General features: G+C 69.0%; 18 protein-coding genes. 5 read left to right on the top strand and 13 right to left on the bottom strand.

The features are described 5' to 3' along the window. The first annotated feature begins 35 nt into the window (after positions 1–35). Complete coding sequence (locus AUL33_RS06250) at positions 36–398, top strand: DUF1428 domain-containing protein (protein WP_062205277.1); 363 nt, start codon at positions 36–38, stop codon at positions 396–398. 43 nt (positions 399–441) lie between these two features. On the opposite strand, the gene AUL33_RS06245 is transcribed toward AUL33_RS06250, so the two are convergent. From AUL33_RS06245 to AUL33_RS06220, 6 genes are all read right to left on the bottom strand, one after another. Continuing rightward, a complete protein-coding gene (locus tag AUL33_RS06245) occupies positions 442–1,860 on the bottom strand; it encodes an MFS transporter (protein ID WP_082652360.1) in 1,419 nt (472 codons plus the stop codon). A 576-nt stretch (positions 1,861–2,436) separates the two neighbouring features. Then, entirely contained in the window at positions 2,437–2,577 is a 141-nt protein-coding gene (locus tag AUL33_RS06240) for a hypothetical protein (protein WP_156419305.1), read from the bottom strand. Between the two features lie 232 nt (positions 2,578–2,809). Further along, positions 2,810–3,211 carry a response regulator gene (locus AUL33_RS06235; protein ID WP_192843146.1) on the bottom strand — a complete coding sequence of 134 codons (402 nt, stop codon included), beginning with the start codon at positions 3,209–3,211 and terminating at the stop codon, positions 2,810–2,812. Between the two features lie 273 nt (positions 3,212–3,484). Then, a complete protein-coding gene (locus AUL33_RS06230; RefSeq protein ID WP_062205270.1) occupies positions 3,485–5,341 on the bottom strand; it encodes a glycoside hydrolase family 15 protein in 1,857 nt (618 codons plus the stop codon). Between the two features lie 132 nt (positions 5,342–5,473). Further along, positions 5,474–6,103, bottom strand: a complete 630-nt coding sequence (locus tag AUL33_RS06225; RefSeq protein WP_062205267.1) for an NAD-dependent dehydratase — start codon at positions 6,101–6,103, stop codon at positions 5,474–5,476. A gap of 51 nt (positions 6,104–6,154) precedes the next feature. Then, on the bottom strand, positions 6,155–7,021 hold the full coding sequence (locus AUL33_RS06220) for a transglutaminase family protein (protein ID WP_062205264.1): 867 nt from the start codon (positions 7,019–7,021) through the stop codon (positions 6,155–6,157). Positions 7,022–7,233: 212 nt separating this feature from the next. Between AUL33_RS06220 and gstA the strand changes: the two genes are divergently transcribed. Next, on the top strand, positions 7,234–7,839 hold the full coding sequence (gstA, locus tag AUL33_RS06215; protein WP_062205261.1) for a glutathione transferase GstA: 606 nt from the start codon (positions 7,234–7,236) through the stop codon (positions 7,837–7,839). 33 nt (positions 7,840–7,872) lie between these two features. On the opposite strand, the gene dinB is transcribed toward gstA, so the two are convergent. The 7 genes from dinB to AUL33_RS06180 all read right to left on the bottom strand — a co-directional run bounded on the left by dinB (position 7,873) and on the right by AUL33_RS06180 (position 16,135). Further along, positions 7,873–8,913, bottom strand: a complete 1,041-nt coding sequence (gene dinB / locus AUL33_RS06210) for a DNA polymerase IV (RefSeq protein WP_082652364.1) — start codon at positions 8,911–8,913, stop codon at positions 7,873–7,875. 151 nt (positions 8,914–9,064) lie between these two features. Further along, positions 9,065–10,573 carry a tripartite tricarboxylate transporter permease gene (locus AUL33_RS06205; RefSeq protein WP_062205255.1) on the bottom strand — a complete coding sequence of 503 codons (1,509 nt, stop codon included), beginning with the start codon at positions 10,571–10,573 and terminating at the stop codon, positions 9,065–9,067. 12 nt (positions 10,574–10,585) lie between these two features. Next, entirely contained in the window at positions 10,586–11,140 is a 555-nt protein-coding gene (locus AUL33_RS06200; protein ID WP_062205252.1) for a tripartite tricarboxylate transporter TctB family protein, read from the bottom strand. A gap of 112 nt (positions 11,141–11,252) precedes the next feature. Further along, positions 11,253–12,248 carry a tripartite tricarboxylate transporter substrate binding protein gene (locus AUL33_RS06195; protein WP_062205250.1) on the bottom strand — a complete coding sequence of 332 codons (996 nt, stop codon included), beginning with the start codon at positions 12,246–12,248 and terminating at the stop codon, positions 11,253–11,255. A 68-nt stretch (positions 12,249–12,316) separates the two neighbouring features. Continuing rightward, the gene (locus AUL33_RS06190) at positions 12,317–14,068 is read right to left on the bottom strand and encodes a dihydroxyacetone kinase family protein (RefSeq protein ID WP_062205248.1); all 1,752 of its coding nucleotides are present in this window, start codon (positions 14,066–14,068) and stop codon (positions 12,317–12,319) included. Then, positions 14,065–15,012 carry a sugar phosphate isomerase/epimerase gene (locus tag AUL33_RS06185; RefSeq protein ID WP_062205245.1) on the bottom strand — a complete coding sequence of 316 codons (948 nt, stop codon included), beginning with the start codon at positions 15,010–15,012 and terminating at the stop codon, positions 14,065–14,067. The genes AUL33_RS06190 and AUL33_RS06185 overlap by 4 nt, the downstream gene beginning before the upstream one ends. 73 nt (positions 15,013–15,085) lie before the next feature. Further along, a complete protein-coding gene (locus AUL33_RS06180) occupies positions 15,086–16,135 on the bottom strand; it encodes a 4-hydroxythreonine-4-phosphate dehydrogenase PdxA (protein ID WP_062205241.1) in 1,050 nt (349 codons plus the stop codon). A 189-nt stretch (positions 16,136–16,324) separates the two neighbouring features. Here AUL33_RS06180 and AUL33_RS06175 point away from each other — a divergent pair, with 189 nt between their 5' ends. The 3 genes from AUL33_RS06175 (at position 16,325) to AUL33_RS06165 (ending at position 18,867) form a co-directional block, all read left to right on the top strand. Continuing rightward, on the top strand, positions 16,325–17,029 hold the full coding sequence (locus AUL33_RS06175) for a GntR family transcriptional regulator (protein WP_062205238.1): 705 nt from the start codon (positions 16,325–16,327) through the stop codon (positions 17,027–17,029). Between the two features lie 85 nt (positions 17,030–17,114). Continuing rightward, the gene (locus AUL33_RS06170; protein WP_062205236.1) at positions 17,115–17,312 is read left to right on the top strand and encodes a heavy-metal-associated domain-containing protein; all 198 of its coding nucleotides are present in this window, start codon (positions 17,115–17,117) and stop codon (positions 17,310–17,312) included. A 232-nt stretch (positions 17,313–17,544) separates the two neighbouring features. Then, complete coding sequence (locus AUL33_RS06165) at positions 17,545–18,867, top strand: NAD(P)H-dependent oxidoreductase (RefSeq protein ID WP_156419304.1); 1,323 nt, start codon at positions 17,545–17,547, stop codon at positions 18,865–18,867. Positions 18,868–18,876: the final 9 nt, after the last annotated feature.

Raw genomic sequence — 18,876 nt, 5'->3', positions numbered from 1 at the left:
ACGACCGTTCCACCCCCCGAGAGAAGGAGACTGGCATGACCTATGTCGATGGCTTCGTCGCCGCCGTGCCGACGGCGAACAAGGACCGGTATCGCGAGCATGCGGCCAGCGCCCTAACGCTGTTTCTCAAACACGGCGCGATCCGCTGCGTCGAATGCTGGGGCGACGACGTGCCGAAGGGAACGGTCACGGACTTCCATCGCGCGGTGCAGGCCAGCGAGGACGAGACGGTGATCTTCTCCTGGATCGAATGGCCGGACAAGGCGGCGCGCGATGCCGGCATGGCGAAGGTCTTCGAGGAAATGCCGCAGGCGATGAAGGACAATCCGATGCCCTTCGACGGCAAGCGCATGATCTTCGGCGGATTCCAGTCGCTGCTCGACGAGCGCGACGGCTGAAGCCCTCGCATCCGCTGGCGGATCGGCCTTTGGCGGATCCGTCCTAGACGTCGGCGGCTTCCGTCCGGGCCGGGTTCGCCGGCCGGGGCGCGGCGGCGGGACCCGGGGCGACGTCCGGCTCGAAGCGGCGCAGCGCACTTGGCAGGATGCCGCCGGCGGCCAGCACCGTCGCCAGCACCAGCGCGATGCGCGCCCCATCGGTCGGAACCAGCCCGAAGATCACCGCGAGGAAGGCGACGCCGAGCGACTGGCCGACGAGGCGCGCGGTGGACTGTATGCCGCTCGCTCCGCCCGAACGCTCGCGCGGGGCGCTGGCGATCAGCACCTTGTTGTTGGGCGACTGGAACGTGCCGAAGCCGAGGCCTGCCAGAACGAGACGCCAGACGAGGTCCGCGTCGCTCGGCGCATCGGGCATCAGCACGAGCGCCACAAGGCCGGCGGCGAAAACGGCGAGGCCGACCGCGGCGAGCCGTCCCGGCGCCATGCGGTCGGCCAGGCGCCCCGAGACGAAGGCGGCGGCCGCCGTCGCGATCGGCCAGGGGGTCATCAGCAGGCCCGTCTCGGCGGCCGAACGCCCGAGCGTGTCGTGCAGGAGAAAGGGCAGCGAGACGAAGGCGATCGACTGTGCCGCAAAGGAGCAGATCGAGGTCACGGCCGACAGCGCGAAGACCGGCCGTGCCAGGAGATCCACCGGCAGCATGGGCGCGGGCAGGCGCAGCTGCGAGCGCACGAAGACGACGCCGATCGCCAGACCCAGCACGATCTGGCCGAGCGCGAGGCCGAGGCCCTCGGAATGGCCGAGCCCGTTGATGCCGGAGATCACGAGGCCGAAGGTCGCCGCGCTGAGAAGCGCGCTGCGCCAGTCGAACGGATGAACCGAGAGCGGCGTCGCGGGCAGGGTCCGCCATCCCACGAAGAGCGCGAGAAGCCCGACCGGCACGTTGACCAGAAACAGCGCCTGCCACGGCGCGATCGACAGGATCAGGCCCGCGATCGACGGGCCGGCGGCGGCGGAGACGCCGACGATCACCGCGACGTTGCCGACGGCGCGCCCTAACATGGCGCGCGGGAAGATGAAGCGCACGAGCGCGATGTTGATGCTCATGACGCCCGCCGCGCCGAGCCCTTGCAACGTGCGCGCGGCGACGAGCGTCGGCAGGCTGGAGGAGAGGGCGCAGAGGAGCGAGGCCAGCGTGAAGAGGGCGAGGCCGCCGAGATAGACGCGGCGATAGCCGATCCGCTCGCCGAGCGAGGCCAGCGGCAGCAGCACCATCGTGACGGCGAGCTGGTAGGCGTTGACCACCCAGATCGCATCCACGGGACGGATGCCGAGTTCGCGGGTGATCGGCGGCAGGGCGATGTTGGCGATGGCGCCGTCGAGAACCGCGACGAAGAGCGCGAGCGCGATCGTCGCAAAGGCGAGCGAGCGCTGGGGTTGGGGCAGACCGTCCTGTGGGGGCATGGACTCGGGGCCTTCGTCCGGGCAGCCCGCTCGGGCTTCTGCGGCACTGCATCGAAGAAGCCGGCGGCATAGCGCGCGCGGCGTCGATTGCCTAGCCCACTGCCGTCGCTTCGTAAGCAAGACATATCGTCGCCGCTGGCGTGACCTGCAGGTGGCCGGAAGGGGATGATGCGCTGGTCGTCTTGCGGCAGGACATCGATCAGGCGCGATGTCGATGACCGGAAAGTTTGCCCCTGTCGCTTCCCGCGCCTTGGCGGACGCGATGCGGGTTCGGTGGCGCGGCTTACGCCTGCAATGGTCCCTGGTTCGGCAGGCTCGGCAACGGCCCGTCGAAGTTCGCTCCACCCATCCAGTTCAGGCGTCGTGAACAGTCCGCTGCGGCTGGATCTCGTGCGTTGGAGATAGACCGTCAGGCGTGAGGCGTATCGAGACAGCCGAGCTCGACGGCCTTTCCGCTCCCGTGGTGATGCAAGACTGCAGTGACGGTGCGATCAGCAGGGTCGGATGGCGCCGCGACCGACAGCGCAGAAGAAGGCGTCGCCTTGCAGCGCGTCATCTTGGGAACCGCAGCAGACACTACAGGCTCGGATAGAACGTTCCGAGCTTCGCCGTTGCCGGATCGTCCGAGGTCACGAGCTTGAAGCGCCCGTCGGGATCGTCCTCCCAGCGCGCGATGTCGGCTTCGCCGATCGCGAGCGAGTATTGGCGAAAGGTCACCGAGCCCGGCGCCTTCGCACGTGCAATATCATTCCATCCGATCGTCAACATTGCTTTGCCCCGAAATGTCGTCCCAGGCAGACTGTACAACGTTGTTCTGACTCGAAGATGTCGAGAACAGGGAAAATCTTCGCCTGTGTTCGCAAGGTCACGGTCATCTTTGACGCGGCGTCCCGGCGAGGCGTGCGCGCAGCGGCCGAACGTGTCCGAAGGCCATCGGCGTTGCCGATGGTCAGAGTTCGGCCGGAAGGGCGCCCATCGTCCGTTGCACCGTGTCGAGCACGAGCTGCGGCGTGAAGGGTTTGTTGATGAACTCGGCCTGGTCGGGCAGGTCGCCGGGGCCGGGACGGACCGCACCGGAGGCAACGATCACCGAGACATGCGGCCAGCGCTCGGCCACCAGCCGGGCGAGCTGGAACCCGTCGAGATCGCCGGGCATCTGCACGTCGGTGAAGACGAGGCGCAGGCTCGGGTGCCGTTCGAGGAAGGCGAAGGCCTCGTCAGCCGTTCGCGCTTCCACGACATGAAAACCGGCGTCGCAGAGGATGTCACCCGTGTCCATGCGGATCAACGGTTCGTCGTCGACCACGAGGGCGATGGGCTGTTCGATGTCGTCGGTGCGGGGGCGATCCATAGGCGGACAAGTGGATGGGTCGGCTTCGGTTCCCGCATTGCGACAGTTTCCCCGGATTGTTCGCAAGGGATCAACGAGTTGCAATCGGTTCCTATCGTCGAAGCGTCACTCGCTCCCTTCGGCGCATGGCACCTATGCAAAAATGCCTCTCGTCATGTGCGTTGCAGCATGGCTATATCGCACTGCATCGTTTCCTCCCAGATACATGCATTGACTAGCCCGCTCGGTCCTCCCCCGAGCGGGTTTTTTCTGTCTGCATGTCCGGATCGTGCCTCAGGCCACCGTTGCCGACAAACGCGCTGCGGGTTCGTCGGCGCTTGGGGGCGCATGCTCGTGCCCATCGGCGCGCTGGTCGCCGGGACCCTTGGCGCGCGACAGGTTGAGCGCGGTGACGACGAGGCCGACATGGCTGAAGGCCTGTGGGAAGTTGCCGAGCATCTCGCCGGCCTTCGGGTCGTACTCTTCCGCCAGCAGGCCGACGTCGTTCTGGAGCATCCGCAACCGTTCGAAGAGGCGCGCGGCGTCCTCGATGCGCCCGAGCAGCACATAGGCGTCGGCGAGCCAAAAGGAGCAGGCGAGAAACGCCCCTTCCTCGCCGGCCAGCCCGTCGTCGGTCTCGCTCGTGTCGTAGCGCAGCACGAAACCGTGGTGCAGCAGGCGCCGCTCGATCGCCGCCACGGTGCCGACGACGCGAGGGTCCTCCGGCGGCAGGAAGCCGGTCAGCAGGATGTGGAGGAGGCTGGCATCGAGCGACTTCGAGCCGTAGGCCTGCACGAAGCTGCCGAGCTCAGCGTCGAAGCCGCGCGCGCAGACATCGGCGTGGATCTCCTGCGCCACGGCGCGCCAGGCCACGGCCTCGTCGGCGCCGCCCTCGCGGGTCTCGGCCATCTTGGCGGCCCGGTCGAAGGCGACCCAGGCCATCACCTTCGAATGCACGAAATGCTGGCGCTCGCCGCGGACCTCCCAGATCCCCTCGTCGGGCTCGCGCCAGTTCGCTTCGAGGAAGGGCATGATGGCGCCCGCAATGGCGGGGGTGCGGGGATGAGGCTCGAGGCCGCCGGTCTGGGCCTGCGCCAGCATGTCGGCCAGCTCGCCGTAGACGTCGATCTGGAACTGGCCGGCGGCGGCGTTGCCGACCCGCACGGGCTTGGAGGCACGGAAGCCGTCGAGCCACGGCACCTCCCATTCGAGGAGGTGGCGCTCGCCGGCGACGCCGTACATGATCTGCATCTGCGCGGGATTGCCGGCCACCGCGCGCATCAGCCAGTCGCGCCAGGCATGGGCTTCCTCGTAATAGCCCAGATGCATGAAGGCCATCAGCGTCAGCGTGGCATCGCGCAGCCAGCAGTAGCGATAGTCCCAGTTGCGCGCGCCGCCGGCCAGTTCCGGCAGCGACGTGGTGGCCGCCGCGACGATGCCCCCGGTCGGGCGGTAGGTCAGCGCCTTCAGCGTGATGAGCGAGCGCTTGACGTCCTCGGTGTAGCCGTCGACCTCGGGGCAGCGGTCGGAGAATTCGCGCCAGAAGGCTTGCGTGTCCGCCAGCGAATGTTCGGGGTCGATGGGGGCGAGCGGGGCGAGATGCGAGGGCTGGTGGCTCATGGTGAAGGCGACACGTTGGCCGGCAGTGACGCGGAAGCTACCGCGCGTGTGCATGTCCTCGCCGTGGAGGTCCACCGGGGCCGAGAGCACCAGCATGTCGGGGCCGGCGATCGCCGTCAGCGTGCCGTCATCGAGCGTGCTGACCCAGGGGACCGAGCGGCCGTAGTCGAAGCGCATGACGAGATCGAAGTCGAACTCGACCGCGCCCTCCAGCCCGACGACGATCCGCACGAGATCCGGGCGCCCGTCGCGGGGCGGCATGAAGTCGATCAGCATCGCCGCGCCGGTGGGCGTGCGGAAGGTCGTTTCGAGGATCAGCGTGCCCGCGCGGTAGCGGCGCTCGCAGGTGGCGCCCTCATCGGTCGGCGCGATGCGCCAGCGCCCGTTCTCGGGCGAGCCGAGGAGGGCGGCGAAGACGGCGGGCGAATCGAAGCGCGGAAAGCAGAGCCAGTCGATCGAGCCGTCGCGCCCGACGAGCGCCGCCGTCTCGCAATCGCCGATGAGGGCGTAGTCTTCGATCCGGGGATGCATCGCAGGGTCTCCTGACGGGTCTCGGGCTTCGGCTGGCGTGCGGGGCCGAATGGAAGGGCGCGACTGCAAAGAGGCCGCGTGCCGCCGACGTCAAGCCGGTGACCGCCGTGTTCCGCGGGTAGGGCGGTCCCGTCAGGCGAGTTCGCCGGCGGAGACGACATGCGTCCCCGGCCGTGCTCTGATCGCGGCCTCGACCAGCGTGGCTGCGATGGTGTCGGCGGGGTTGATGCGCCAGCGGCGCGGCAGGACCGGCGCGAGCGCGCCGAGAACGAGGCCGGCGACGTGCTCGCCGGTCCGGCGTTCGGCGCGTTCGCCGCCGATGAGGCCCGGTCGAATGAGCGCGAGGGAGGAAAAGCCGAGGTGCGCCAGATCCTCTTCCAGTTCGCCCTTCACCCGAAGGTAGAAGATCCGCGATGCCGCATCGGCGCCGGCCGCCGAGTTCAGCGCCAAAATGCGGGCGCCGTGCTCGTAGGCCAGCCGGGCGACGGCCAGCGGCACGCCGTGGTCCACCCTGCGGAAGGCGTCTTGCGAGCCCGCCGCGCGGATCGTGGTGCCGAAGGCCGAGATCATCGCGTCCACCGGTCCGATGTCGTCGATCTCGCCGGGACGCTCGAAATCGACGAGGGGCGCGGAGAGCTTGGGCTGCGGCGCGATCGCGCGTCGCACCGGCGCGACCACAGCGGTGACGCGTTCGTCGCGCAGCAGGCGAGTGAGGACATGGCCGCCGACGAGGCCGGTGGCGCCGAGGAGAAGGATGCGCATGGGCGGGTTCGTCTCCGTTCGGCGGATGGCCTCGTGCGGCCGCCTATGCCGTCAGCTGGCGCCGGCGTCGGGCGCGGGTTCCTCGGTGGAGATGGCGTCGGTGGTGCGTCCCGGCAACTCGGACGAGCCGTCGGCGTGCTCGATCGTGATCTTCACCGGGCCGGGCTCCATGTCGCCGAAGGGCGAGGCGAAGGCGATCTCCGCGGCGTCGCGCCCGACGCCGATGCGCACCAGCCCGTCGAGATTGGCCTGCCGCGTGCCGTCGAAGAGCCACCAGCGCCCGCCGAGATAGGCCTCGAACACGGCGTGGAAGTCACGCGGCTCCAGCCCGTAGGCGTAGCAGGAGACGAAGCGGGCGGGGATGTTCAGCGCCCGGCAGAAGGCGATGCCGAGATGGGCGAAGTCGCGGCAGACGCCGGCGCGCAGGATCAGGCTCTCGTCGGCGGTGGTCTGTTCGTCCGACGAGCCGCGGCGATAGTCGAGATTGTCGTAGAGCCAGTTGCAGATGGCGTTGACGCGCCCGTGGCCCGTCGGCATGTGGCCGAATTCCTTCTGCGCGAAGGCGGCGAGCCGATCCGACGACACGAAGCGCGAGGGCAGGAGGAAGGGCATGATGTCGAGCGGGATCTCGGCGAGCGGCGTCTCGTCGATCCCGGCCGGCTCGGCGCGGAAGACGTCGAGCGTCACCTCCGCCTCGTAATGCACGTTGAGCGGACCGGGCTGGGCCTCGATCGCGAAGTAGCGGTTCTGGACGGACGGCACCGTATAGACCCGGCGCGCCGTGTCCGGCGTGATCGTCAGGCGCTCGACCAGGTCGTGATGACGCTGGAGCTTCGCCACTTCGAGGTTGAAGATGAAGACGGTGGTCGACTTGATCTCGTAGGAAAGATCGCAGCCCAGTTTGTAGCGAACCGTCATCGTCCGTCCCTCTCGCATGGTCGCGACCCTCCGAGGCCGCTGGCAGAGGGGAAAATGGACTTCGCATGTGCGAAACGAAGATGCCGTTCGAAGATTTTCGTGAGGTCGGCGCAGCCGTGGTTCGTTTGGGAGACCGTGCGTCGCGCTTGAGCCCGCGTGGCGGGCATGCCAAGCCGTCGCATCCGCTTCCTTGATGAAGGACATGAGACCCGATGAAACTCTTCTACAAGCCCGGCGCCTGCTCGCTCGCACCCCACATCGTCGCCTGCGAGGCCGGCGTCGCGATCGATCTCGTGCCCGTCGATCTCGCGGCCAAGTCGCTTCCCGATGGCGGCGACTATTTCGCCGTCAACCCGAACGGCTACGTTCCCGCGCTCGACATCGGCGACGGTCCGGTTCTGACCGAGGCCTCGGTGGTCGTCCAGTATCTCGCCGACCAGAACCCGTCCTCCGGCCTGATGCCGCCGGCCGGCGATCCCGCGCGCTACCGGGTGCAGCAGTGGCTCGCCTTCGTCGCCACCGAGTTGCACAAGTCCTTCAGCCCGCTGTTCAAGCCCGGCACGCCCGAGGAGACGAAGGCGGCATCGCGCACGCTTCTCGCCAAGCGCCTCGGCTTCGTCGACGAAGCGCTGAAGGACCGGACCTTCCTCACCGGCGAGACCTTCACGGCGGCCGATGCCTACGCGTTCACGGTGCTGCGCTGGGCCGCGCCGATGAAGATCGACCTGTCGGGCTTCCCGGCCGTCGAGCGGTTCATGGCGGCGGCGGGCGCGCGTCCGGGCGTCCGGCAGGCGCTCGCGGCGGAAGGCATCGCCTGATCCGAAAAGAGGGGGCCGGCTCGCCGGCCCCACTTACAGCGCCAGCGCGAACTGCACGGGCGCGGCCTCGCCCGGCTCGGCGAAGGACGACACGGTGACGCCCAGAAGCCGGATGCCCTTCGGCGCCGGCAGCAGTGCCTGCAGAAGCTCAAGCACGGGGCGCTCCAGCGCGGCGCGCGAGGCCACGGGCGCAGCGTTCGAGCGGGCGCGGGTGATCTGCTGGAAGTCGGCGAACTTGACCTTCAGCGTCACGGTTCGCCCGGCGAGGCCATGCGTCTCGCAATGGCGCCAGACCTTGTCGATGAGCGGCGCGAGTGCGGCCTCCAGGTCCTCGCGCTCGCGAAGATCGTTCGAGAACGTGGTCTCCGACCCCACCGACTTGCGCTCCCGATTGGCCCGCACCGGGCGATGGTCGATGCCCCGCGCGATGCCGTGATAATAGGGGCCGGCCTTGCCGAAATGGGCGGTGAGGAACTCCATCGTCTGGGCCCGCAGGTCCGCCCCGGTGTGGAGGCCGAGTCGGTGCATGCGCTCGGCGGTGGCGGGGCCGACGCCGTGGAACTTCTTCACCGGCAGGGTTTCCACGAAGCCCGGCCCCATGGCGGGGGTGATGACGAAGAGCCCGTCCGGTTTCATCTGGTCCGACGCGATCTTGGCGAGGAACTTGTTGTAGGAGACCCCGGCCGAGGCGGTGAGACCGGTGCGCCGGCGGATCTCGGCCCGGATCGCCTCGGCGATGGCGGTGGCCGAGGCGATGCCCCGGATGTTCTCGGTCACGTCGAGATAGGCCTCGTCGAGCGACAGCGGCTCGATGATCGCGGTGTGCTCGGCGAAGACGGCGCGGATCTCGGCGGAGATCGCCTTGTAGACCTCGAAGCGCGGCTTGACGAAGACGAGGTCGGGGCAGCGCCGGCGCGCGGTGACGGAGGGCATGGCGGAATGGACGCCGAAGCGGCGCGCCTCGTAGCTCGCCGCCGCGACCACGCCGCGTTCGCGCGAGCCGCCGACCGCCACCGGCAGGCCGCGCAGCGAAGGGTCGTCGCGCTGTTCGACCGAGGCGTAGAAGGCGTCCATGTCGACATGGATGATCTTGCGCCGGGGTGGCCCCGCTGCCGCCGAATCATCCGATGATCTCGTTTCGTTCTGCACGGGTCGTTCATACCAAACGGGGGCGCCTCCTTTCCAGAGGCGCCCCCGCGGCAGGTCGTCGATCAGGCCGGCCCTTCTAGCGCGCGTCGGCCTCGGCGGGCCGCAGCCGGCCCAGAGCGGCGGAGACGAGCGGCCAGACGAGGAGGAGAATGGCGAGGCCCATCAGCGAGCCCACCAGCGGGTTCGACCAGAAGATCGAGAGCGAGCCGCCGGAATAGAGCATCGACTGGCGGAAGGCGTCCTCGGCCTTGTCGCCGAGCACCATGGCCAGCACCAGCGGCGCGATCGGATAGTCCAGCCGCTTGAAGACGTAGCCGACGATGCCGAAGGCCACGGCCAGCCAGACGTCGAAGGCCGCGTTCGCCACCGTGTAGGCGCCGATGAGGCAGACCACGATGATGATCGGGCCGATGATGCCGAAGGGAATGCGCAGGATCGAGGCGAAGAGCGGCACGGTGGCGAGCACCAGCACCACGGCGATGACGTTGGAAAGATACATCGAGGCGATGAGGCCCCAGACGAAGTCGGGCTGCTCGACGAAGAGGAGCGGGCCGGGCTGCAGCCCCCAGATCATCAGGCCGCCCATCATCACCGCGGCGGTCGCCGAGCCGGGGACGCCGAGCGCCAGCATGGGCAGCAGGGCCGAGGTGCCGGCGGAATGGTCGGCGACTTCCGGTGCGACGACGCCTTCCGGCTCGCCCTTGCCGAAGTTCTTGCCGTAGCGGCCGAAGCGCCGGCCGATGCCGTAGCTCATGAAGGAGGCCGCGGTCGGCCCGCCCGGGGTGATGCCCATCCAGACGCCGATCGCCGCCGAGCGCATGAAGGTCGCCCAGTAGTGCGGCAGGCGAGCGAGCGCCTTGAAGATCTCGCGGATCTCGATCTTCGAGGAGACGCCCTTGAACTTCAGCTCCTCCTGCACCGTCAGGAGCAGTTCGCCGATGCCGAAGAGGCCGATCACGGCGACGAGGAAGGAGACGCCGCGCAGGAGATCGGTGAAGCCGAAGGTGAGGCGCAACTCGCCCGAGACCGTGTCCATGCCGACGGTGGCGAAGGCGAGGCCCGCCAGCAGCGAGACGCCGGCCTTCATCGGATCACCGCCGCCGAGCCCGATGAAGGAGCAGAAGGCGAGGAGGTAGATCGCGAAGAATTCTGGGCTGGAGAAGCGCAGCGCGAACTCGGCGATCCAGCCGGCCAGCAGCGTGATGACGATGACGCCGGTGAGCGCGCCGATGCCGGCCGAGAAGAAGGCGGTGGCCAGCGCTTCCGTGGCGCGGCCCTGCTTGGCCATCGGATAGCCGTCGAAGGTCGTGGCGACGGAGGAGGGCTCGCCGGGAATGTTGAAGAGGATCGAGGTGGTGGAGCCGCCGAACAGCGCGCCCCAGTACATCGAGGAGAGGAGGATGATCGCCGAGACCGGATCCATCGTGAAGGTCAGCGGCAGGAGCAGCGTCACGCCGTTGGGCGCGCCGAGGCCCGGCAGCACGCCGACGAGGATGCCGAGCAGCACGCCGGCGATGATCAGCGCCACATGGTAGAAGGACAGCGCGACCGAGAAGCCGTGCATGAGGTTTGCGAAATCGGCCATGTCAGCGGATCCTCAATAGATGCCGAGGAGCGGCATCAGCACGCCCTTGGCGAGCGGCACCTGGAACCAGAATTCGAAGAGCACGAAGAAGGCGCCCATCGTGCAGAGCGCGATCAGGAGGGCCTTGGCCACCCCGACCTTGCCGAGAGTCATCATCGAGAAGACGAGGAAGAGCGCGCCGGACAGATAGAGCCCGAGCCAGGGGATCAGCGCCGCCGAGACGGCGGTGGGAATGAAGACCGAGGCGATGCGCCCGAGGGAGCCGGGCTCGAAGAAGCGCTCGTCGAAGCTCGTCGGCGCATGCAATGCGGCCGGGCCGGCAATCTCCGTGTCGGTGACGACGGCGGTGCTCAAAGCCGCCGCGCGGCGCCCGGTCAGGCCGTACTTGACGGCGATGGCGAGCCCCAGAGCCACGAGGAGGAGGCCGATGCGCAAGGGGAAGTAGCCGGCGGCGGGACCGAAATCGGTCCATCCCGTGCCGTTCTCCAGGCTGCCATAGGCGGTGATGCCGCCGAGCGCGGCGAGCGCCAGGCCGGTGGCGACTTCGACATGACGACGCGTCAGCATCGGCGGGCTCCCTCGATGTGTCGGGACGGGAAGGCGCGGGGCGGCGACTGCGGGCCGCACCGTCGGCGTCCCGTCCGCCTCATCGGGCGAACGGGACGCCGGGGCGCGAGGCTTACTTCGCGAGCCAGCCGTCGGCGGCGAACTGCGCCTTGGACTTGTCCAGATCGGCGGCGATGAAGCTCTTGAACTCGTCGCCGGTCATGAAGCGCGAGGTCTGCGACGTCGTCTTCAGATAGTTCTGGAATTCCGGCGTCTCCGACGCCTTCTTCAGAAGCTCGGTGTAGTAGGCGAGCGCCTGCGGATCGGCATCCTTCGGGGCAAAGACGGTGCGCGGCATCTGGAAGCCCTCGAGCGCCAGACCCTGCTCCTTGCAGGTCGGGATGTCGTTCCACGACATCGTCTCCGTTACCTTCTCCTTGTAGGCCATGCGCTGGGGCGCGACCACGCAGAGCGGCTTGGCCTGTCCGGCGCGCCACTGGCCGACATTCTCGGCCGGATTGTTCGTGTTGCCGTCGATGTGGTTGCCGGCGAGTTGCACCGCCGCTTCCGAGCCCGACTTGAAGGGGATGTAGACGAACTTGGCGCCTGTGGCGTTCTCGATCTGGCGCAGCAGGGTCTGGTCGACATCCTTCGACTGCGAGCCGCCGAACTTCAGCTTGCCGGGGTTCTCCTTGCCGGCCGCGGCGAGATCCATGATCGTCTTGTAGGGCGCATCGGCCTGGACCCAGACGATGAACTCGTCGAGGGCGAGCGCGGCGACCGGCGTCAGGTCCTCGGCCTGGAAGCCGAGCTTGGTGACGAGCGGCAGGGTCCACTCGTTCGAGGTGCCGAAGATCAGCTTGTGATCGTCGCCGGCCGCACCCTTGCCGTAGATGAAGGCTTCCGCGCCGGAGCCGCCGCCCTTGTTGGCGACGACGACGTTCTCGTCCGTGAGGTTTGCCTTGGCGATCGCCGCCTGGATCTGGCGGGCGAACTGGTCGGTGCCGCCGCCTGCGCCGCCGGCGGCGATGAACTCGATGGGCTTGGACGGCGCCCATTGCGCCTGCGCCGACGTCGCGAGCGTGGCGGCGGCAATGGCGATGAGGCTGGCTGCGATACGGGTGTTCATGGTGTCATCCTCCCAGATGGATCGAAGGGTTGAAGGGGGCCGGTCGGCACCCTCGTAGAGGGCATGCGTCAGGCGGGCTGTGCCTGGGTCTGCGGGGTCTGTCCGCCGGTGTCGTCGTCCGTCAGCAGCGCGGCGACGGTGCGGGCGCAGAGCGCCAGCGACACCGCGCCGGCATCGGGATGGCCGAGGCTGCGGGTGGCCAGCGGCCGGGCGCGGCCGAGTTTCGGGGTGAGCTCGGCGGTGGCGTCGGCCGCTTGCGTCGCAACCGCGGCGGCGGCGGCCCAGCTCTCGGGAAGGGAGCGGCCGGCCTCGATCTTAGCCGCCAGCGTCTGCGTGAAGGGCAGGAGCGCATCGACGAGCGTCTTGTCGCCGAGCCTGGCGCGGCCGAGCGTGGTCACCGCGTCGGCGCCGGCCCTTGCACCGGCCGCGACGCGTGCGGCGTCCGCCGTGCCGGTGTCACCGAGCGCGCCGCCCCAGGCCCGCAGGAGCAGGCCCCAGATGGCGCCGGACGTGCCGCCGGCCGTGTCGGCCCAGGCATCGCCCGCCGCCGCCAGCAGCGAGCCTGCGCCGGCGCCCGCCGAAAGGGCGGAGCGCGCCGCGACGGCTGCGGCCTGCGAGCCGCGATGCATGCCCTGTCCGTGGTCGCCGTCGCCGGCGATCGCGTCGATCCGGCCGAGTTCCGCTTCGGCATCCGCGAGCGCCCCGGCGATCGCCTCGATCGCGGCCAGCACCTTGGCGGCCGATGCCTTCGAGGCTTCGTCGGCCGGCGCGAAGCTCTGCGTCTCGTCGGCGAGGACGATCGGGGGCGCGGCCTCGCGTTCAGTCACCGCGCCGCGCCGGAAGGCGGCGGTGTCGGTGGGCGCGCACCAGAGCGGCTCCAGCTCCTCGTCGAGCCAAGTCAGCGTCAGGGAGCAGCCGGCCATGTCGAGGCTGGTGACGAACTCGCCGACTTCCGGCTGCACCAGCGTCAGGTCCTCGTCCGCCAAGCGCGCGGCGATGTGGGTCCAGAGGACGAAGAGTTCCTCATACTTCGTGGCGCCGAGCCCGTTGAGGATCGCAGCGACGCGGCCGCTGGCGCCCGACGGGCGTTCCGCGAGGAGCGGCGCCACGAGAAGGTCTGCGAGCTTGGCGGCCGGCATCGCCGCCTCGTCGCGAATGCCGGGCTCGCCGTGAATGCCGAGACCCACCGCCACCGTGCCGGGCTCCACCGTGAAGAGCGGGCCCTCGGCGCCGGGCAGGCGGCAGCCGGAAAAGGCGATGCCGAAGGAGCCGGTGCGGGCGTTGGCGAGGCGCGCGAGGCGCTCCACCGTGTCGAGGTCGTGCCCGGCCTCGGCGGCCGCGCCGGCGATCTTGAAGACCGCGACGTCGCCGGCGACGCCCCGGCGAAGCGCCGGGGTCTCGGCCGGTGCGCTCGCGACGTCGTCGGTCACGGCGAGAATGCGAACGTCGATGCCCTCGGCGCGAAGGCGCGTCGCCGCCGCACCGAAGTTGAGCACGTCGCCGGCATAGTTGCCGAAGCCGAGCACGATGCCGCCGCCCCGGTTCGCCAGCCGGCAGATGCGCGCGACGCCTTGCGTCGAGGGCGAGGCGAAGACGTCGCCGGCCACCGCGGCATCGGCGAAACCGGGGCCGACATAGCCGAGGAAGGCGGGATAATGGCCCGAGCCACCGCCGATCACGAGCGCGACCTTGCCAGCGTCTGTGACGCTGGCGCGCAGCGCGCCCGACGGCACGGGGCGCACGAGGCGGGCATGGACGTCGCAGAAGCCCTTGAGCGCGCTGGCGGCGAAGCGTTCGGGTTCGTCGGATATCGAGGTCATACGTCCGCCTCCGGGCGCGGCAGGATGCGACGCAGGTAGTCGCGGTTGGTGGCGCTGACGCTCAGGCCGTCGCCGCCGTAATGCTCGACGAGAAGGGCGGAGCGGAAGCCGTGGGCGAGCGCCATGCGCAGGGCGGTGCGGTAGTTGATGAGACCGAATTCGAGCGGGGCGGGCGCGGTCATCACAGCGCCGGTGGTCTCGTCCTCGATGCGGATGTAGTTCTTTACGTGCCAGTAGCCGGCGAAGGGCGCGACCTTCTCCATCATCGCCTGCCAGTGCTCGACGGGGCGATGCAGGCGGATGAGATTGCCGAGATCGGCGTTGATCTTCACGTTCGGCAGGTCGACGTCGGTGACGAAGCGCACGGCGCTGTCGGCGGTGCCGAGATAGGTGTCCTCGTACATTTCGAGCGCAATCTCGAGGCCGAGATCGGCGGCGTGGCGGCCGAGGTCGCGCACCCGCCGGGTGCCGAGCGCCCAGGTGGCTGCATCGTCCGGATTGCGCTCGCCCTGCACGGTCCAGAACCACAGGGCCTTTTTCTGTGCCTCGTTCAGCGGTCCGAAGAAGCCGAAGGAGACGGCCTTTGCGCCGATCGCCGCGGCGGTGTCGAGAAGCCGGTGGCCATAGGCGACATGGGCCTCGCCGTGCACGGGATCGACGAGGTTCTTGCGCGCGGTGGAGACGGCGGGGATCGTCAGGCCGCGGTCGCGCACCACGCCCATGAACTCGTCCAGCCGCGAGGCGTCGAGGTCGGCGATGCGCAGCCAGCCGTCGGTCGGATCGAGTTCGGTGAAGCCGGCGTCGGAGACGTCGGCGAGCGTCGCCGACCATTCGTCCGCGGACTGATCCTGCGTCGATCGGCCGTCCGGCAGGGTGCCGGGATACTGGATCATCGCCGCGGCGATGGGCCAGTTCGTCCGGTCGAGCTTGGTTTGAGATGTCATGCGCTTGGGCTCCCCCGCTGGACTGACGACTGTTCGGCTGGGGGCCTCCACCCCCGGCCGAAGGCGGGTCGAACTACTCGGCGGCGACGCGGAGCTGGTGCTGCTGGTTGGCCATGCGCACGGCGAGGCGGAAGGCCTCGCGGGTGGCGCCGATATCGGCCTTGCCGGTGCCGGCAATGTCGTAGGCGGTGCCGTGGGCGGGGGTGCAGAGCGGGAAGGGCAGGCCACCCATCATCGTCACGCCCTTGTCGAAGCCCATCATCTTCATCGCGATCTGACCCTGGTCGTGATACATGGTCAGCACCGCGTGATAGCCCTCGTTGAGCGCCCGCAGGAACACCGTGTCGGCCGGGAACGGCCCCTCGACGTCGAAGCCTTGAGCCTTCGCCGCGGCCACGGCCGGCTCGATGATGTCGATCTCCTCCATGCCGAAGGATCCGCCGTCGCCGGCATGCGGGTTGAGCCCGGCGACCGCGATGCGCGGGCGCTCGATGCCCGACTGCAGGAGGCAGCGATGGGTGAGGTCGACCTCGGCGAGGATCGCCTCGACGCTGAGATGATCCGACACCGCCTTCAGCGGGATGTGCGAGGTGACGCGGGCGTTCCAGACCTTTTCCAGAACGTTGAACTCGCGAACCTTGCCGCGAAAGCCGGTGACGTCGACCACGAAGCGGATCTCGTCGTCGTAGCCCTCATAGGCGTAGCGCATCGCCTTCTTGTTGAAGGGCGTGAAGCAGACGGCGTCGGCCTCGCCGCGATGGGCCATTTCGAGCGCGGCGCGAAAGTTCTGGGTGGCGAAGGTGCCGCCGGCGAGCGTCGCCTCGCCGCGCGAGACCGTCTCGGGCGCGCAGTTGGCGAGATCGACGAAGACGGCGCGCGGGCCGGTCGGGGCACGGGTGGCATCCGCCGGGACGACTTCGAGGTCGAGGGTGACGCCGGCCTCGCGGGCGCCCTTCTCGAGGATGCGCAGGTCGCCGAACACGGTGAGAGCCGCCGTCTTCGAGGTCTCGGGCAGCGCCAGCAGCATCGCCGTCAGTTCGGGGCTGATGCCGGCGGGGTCGCCCATGGCGAGCGCCACGACGGGACGGTGGCTTGAGGATGATGCCGGCGCTTCGTTCGTCATCGCGAACCTCCCAATTCGAAATCGTCAGGCAAGGCTAACGTTCCTGAATGCCCGCATCAAGCATTTTGTATGCTGCATACAGAATTTAATCGTTTGACGCGTGATGGCGCTCATGGTGATTGGCGGGACGATCGGGATCGGCGCGGGTGACGTGCGGCCGGTTCCGCGGGGATCTGAGGACTGCGACCGATGAGCGACACGCTGGTTTCCCGCCAAGACGGCGCGCCCGCCGCGATCGAGCCGATCGAGCCGGGGCGCATCTCCCGTCATTCGCTGCACGACACGATCGTCACGCGGCTGCGCGACATGATCATCGAGGGCGCGCTGGCGCCCGGCACGCGCCTGCACGAGGGCCAGCTCGGCGAGCAGCTCGGCATTTCCCGCACGCCGCTGCGCGAAGCCATCAAGTATCTGGCGAGCGAAGGGCTGGTCGAACTCGTTCCCAGCCGGGGCGCGGTGGTCCGTCGCTTCGACCGCAAGGACGTGCGGGACATGATGACCGTCATCCGCGCGCTGGAGGAGCTGGCGGGGCGCCTTGCCGCCGCGGCCGCCAGCGACGAGGGCATCGCCGCCGTGCGCCGCCTCCACGACGAGATGCTCGCCCGTTACGACGCGCGCGACCGGCTCGCCTACTACAAGCTCAACCAGTCGATCCACACGGCGATCGTGGCGCTCGCCGACAATCCGGCGCTCGCCCACGTGCACGGGACGCTGCAGATGCGCCTGAAGCGCATCCGCTTCATCGGCCACGAGGAGCCGGACATGTGGGCGGCGGCGGTCACCGAGCACGAGGAGATGATCGCCGCGCTCGAAGCGCGCGACGGCGAGCGCCTCGCCGAAATCCTCGGCCGCCATCTTGCCAATGCCTGGACGCGGGTCGAGACCGGGCTCTGATCCTCGCGGTCAGCCCGCGCCCTTGACCTTCCCATCGTGGCAGACCCCAGATGGGATCCGACGCCACGCTCCTGGGAGGTCCCCGATGAAGTTCGCCATTCCCGACATGCATTGCGGCGGCTGCCTACGCTCCGTGACGAAGGCCGTGCAGTCGTCCGATCCGGACGCCGCGGTGGTCGGCCATCTGGGCACGCGCGAGATCGAGGTCGCGACGACCCGGCCAACGGGCGACCTCCTCGCGGCGCTGGCCCGCGCCGGCTTTCCCGCGACCCCTGCCGACTGATCCTTCGGGACCGAGGCGGCTCGCCGCCTCGGCTCCGGCATGACGTCAGCTCCGATAATTGTTCATGCGCCGCTGATCTGGGCCCTGACCGGGCAGCGCGTCGGAATGGACATTTTGCTGCCGCGCTGACGGCCGCGGCGCATCGCGCCGAACCACCACCGCCCAAAAATCGCATCTGAACTCTTGTCGTCGTTCTTGAACAAATGTATCAAGAGCCATGGGAGGAAACACGATGACGCTTCTACAGGTGGGTCTTGCGGCCGAGCTGAACGCTTACGCCGAACAGCACGGTCCGGTGACGGTGGGTCTGGCGGGTTCGGGCCAGATGGGCACGGACATGGTGGTCCAGCTCGGCCTCATGCCGGGCGTTCGTCTCGGTGCGCTGTCGGAGCTGAACATCGCGGGTGCCGAGGCGGCACTGCGCATGGCCGGTTCCGAATTCACGCGCGCCTCCAGCGCCAGCGAGATCGACCGCGCCATCGAGGGCGGTCGCGTCGCGCTGACCGAGGACTACAAGGCGCTCTGCTCGTCGGGCCGGGTCGACGTGGTCATCGACGCCACCGGCAATCCCAATGTCGGCACGCTCATCGCGCTCGAGGCCTTCAAGAACGGCAAGCATGTCGTCATGCTGAACGTCGAGGCCGACATCACGATCGGCCGCTTCCTGCGCGAAGAGGCCGCCAAGGCCGGCGTCGTCTACACGGGCGCCGCCGGCGACGAGCCTGCGGCGACGATCGAGATCGTCGGCTTCTCGCAGTCGCTCGGCTTCGACATCGTCTGCGCCGGCAAGGGCAAGAACAACCCGCTGAAGTTCGATGCGACGCCCGACGCCTACGAGGAGGAGGCGCGCCGCCGCAACATGAACGCGCGCATGCTCGTCGAATTCGTCGACGGTTCCAAGACGATGATCGAGATGGTGGCCGTCGCCAACGCCACCGGCCTCGTGCCGGACGTGCCGGGCATGCACGGCCCCAATGCAACGCGTGACGAACTCGCCTCGGTGCTCTGCACCAAGGAGGACGGCGGCGTGCTCTCGGCGCCCGGCCGGGTCGACTACTCGATCGGCAAGGGCGTCGCGCCCGGCGTCTTCTGCGTCGTCAAGCCCCGGCACGAGCGGGTGCTCGAGCGCATGAGCGATCTCAAGATGGGCCCCGGCCCCTGCTACACGATCTTCCGCCCCTACCACCTGACCAGCCTCGAAGTGCCGCTCTCGGCAGTGCGCGCGGTGATCAAGAAGGCGCCGGACATGCAGCCGGCCGAGCGCCCGGTGGCCGAGTGCGTGACGCTGGCCAAGCGCGACCTGCAGCCCGGCGACACGCTCGGCAAGATCGGCGAATACGACTATCGCGGCTTCGCGATGACCTGGGAAGGCGCGCGCGACGAGGGCGCACTGCCGCTGGGTCTGGCCGAAAACGCCCGCGTCACCCGCGCGGTGAAGGCCGGCGAGAAGCTGACCTATGCCAATTGCGAGCCGGACGACAGCCTGGTGATCTCCCAGATCCGCAAGCGTCTGGACCAGGCCGACAGCCGCTTCGCGGCCAGCACGCCCGCTTGACGCGAGAAG

This window comes from Aureimonas sp. AU12 (genome assembly GCF_001463705.1).
Classification (GTDB): domain Bacteria; phylum Pseudomonadota; class Alphaproteobacteria; order Rhizobiales; family Rhizobiaceae; genus Aureimonas.
Note: the sequence above shows the minus strand (reverse complement) of the source record. Positions and strands in the feature narration are given on the sequence as shown.

Excerpts from the sequence above, each read along its gene's own strand:
- AUL33_RS06250 (WP_062205277.1), top strand. The coding sequence starts at position 36 with ATGACCTATGTCGATGGCTTCGTCGCCGCCGTGCCGACGGCGAACAAG.
- AUL33_RS06245 (WP_082652360.1), bottom strand. The coding sequence starts at position 1,860 with ATGCCCCCACAGGACGGTCTGCCCCAACCCCAGCGCTCGCTCGCCTTT.
- AUL33_RS06235 (WP_192843146.1), bottom strand. The coding sequence starts at position 3,211 with ATGGATCGCCCCCGCACCGACGACATCGAACAGCCCATCGCCCTCGTG.
- AUL33_RS06230 (WP_062205270.1), bottom strand. The coding sequence starts at position 5,341 with ATGCATCCCCGGATCGAAGACTACGCCCTCATCGGCGATTGCGAGACG.
- AUL33_RS06225 (WP_062205267.1), bottom strand. The coding sequence starts at position 6,103 with ATGCGCATCCTTCTCCTCGGCGCCACCGGCCTCGTCGGCGGCCATGTC.
- AUL33_RS06220 (WP_062205264.1), bottom strand. The coding sequence starts at position 7,021 with ATGACGGTTCGCTACAAACTGGGCTGCGATCTTTCCTACGAGATCAAG.
- gstA (WP_062205261.1), top strand. The coding sequence starts at position 7,234 with ATGAAACTCTTCTACAAGCCCGGCGCCTGCTCGCTCGCACCCCACATC.
- dinB (WP_082652364.1), bottom strand. The coding sequence starts at position 8,913 with ATGGACGCCTTCTACGCCTCGGTCGAACAGCGCGACGACCCTTCGCTG.
- AUL33_RS06205 (WP_062205255.1), bottom strand. The coding sequence starts at position 10,573 with ATGGCCGATTTCGCAAACCTCATGCACGGCTTCTCGGTCGCGCTGTCC.
- AUL33_RS06200 (WP_062205252.1), bottom strand. The coding sequence starts at position 11,140 with ATGCTGACGCGTCGTCATGTCGAAGTCGCCACCGGCCTGGCGCTCGCC.
- AUL33_RS06195 (WP_062205250.1), bottom strand. The coding sequence starts at position 12,248 with ATGAACACCCGTATCGCAGCCAGCCTCATCGCCATTGCCGCCGCCACG.
- AUL33_RS06190 (WP_062205248.1), bottom strand. The coding sequence starts at position 14,068 with ATGACCTCGATATCCGACGAACCCGAACGCTTCGCCGCCAGCGCGCTC.
- AUL33_RS06185 (WP_062205245.1), bottom strand. The coding sequence starts at position 15,012 with ATGACATCTCAAACCAAGCTCGACCGGACGAACTGGCCCATCGCCGCG.
- AUL33_RS06180 (WP_062205241.1), bottom strand. The coding sequence starts at position 16,135 with ATGACGAACGAAGCGCCGGCATCATCCTCAAGCCACCGTCCCGTCGTG.
- AUL33_RS06175 (WP_062205238.1), top strand. The coding sequence starts at position 16,325 with ATGAGCGACACGCTGGTTTCCCGCCAAGACGGCGCGCCCGCCGCGATC.
- AUL33_RS06170 (WP_062205236.1), top strand. The coding sequence starts at position 17,115 with ATGAAGTTCGCCATTCCCGACATGCATTGCGGCGGCTGCCTACGCTCC.
- AUL33_RS06165 (WP_156419304.1), top strand. The coding sequence starts at position 17,545 with ATGACGCTTCTACAGGTGGGTCTTGCGGCCGAGCTGAACGCTTACGCC.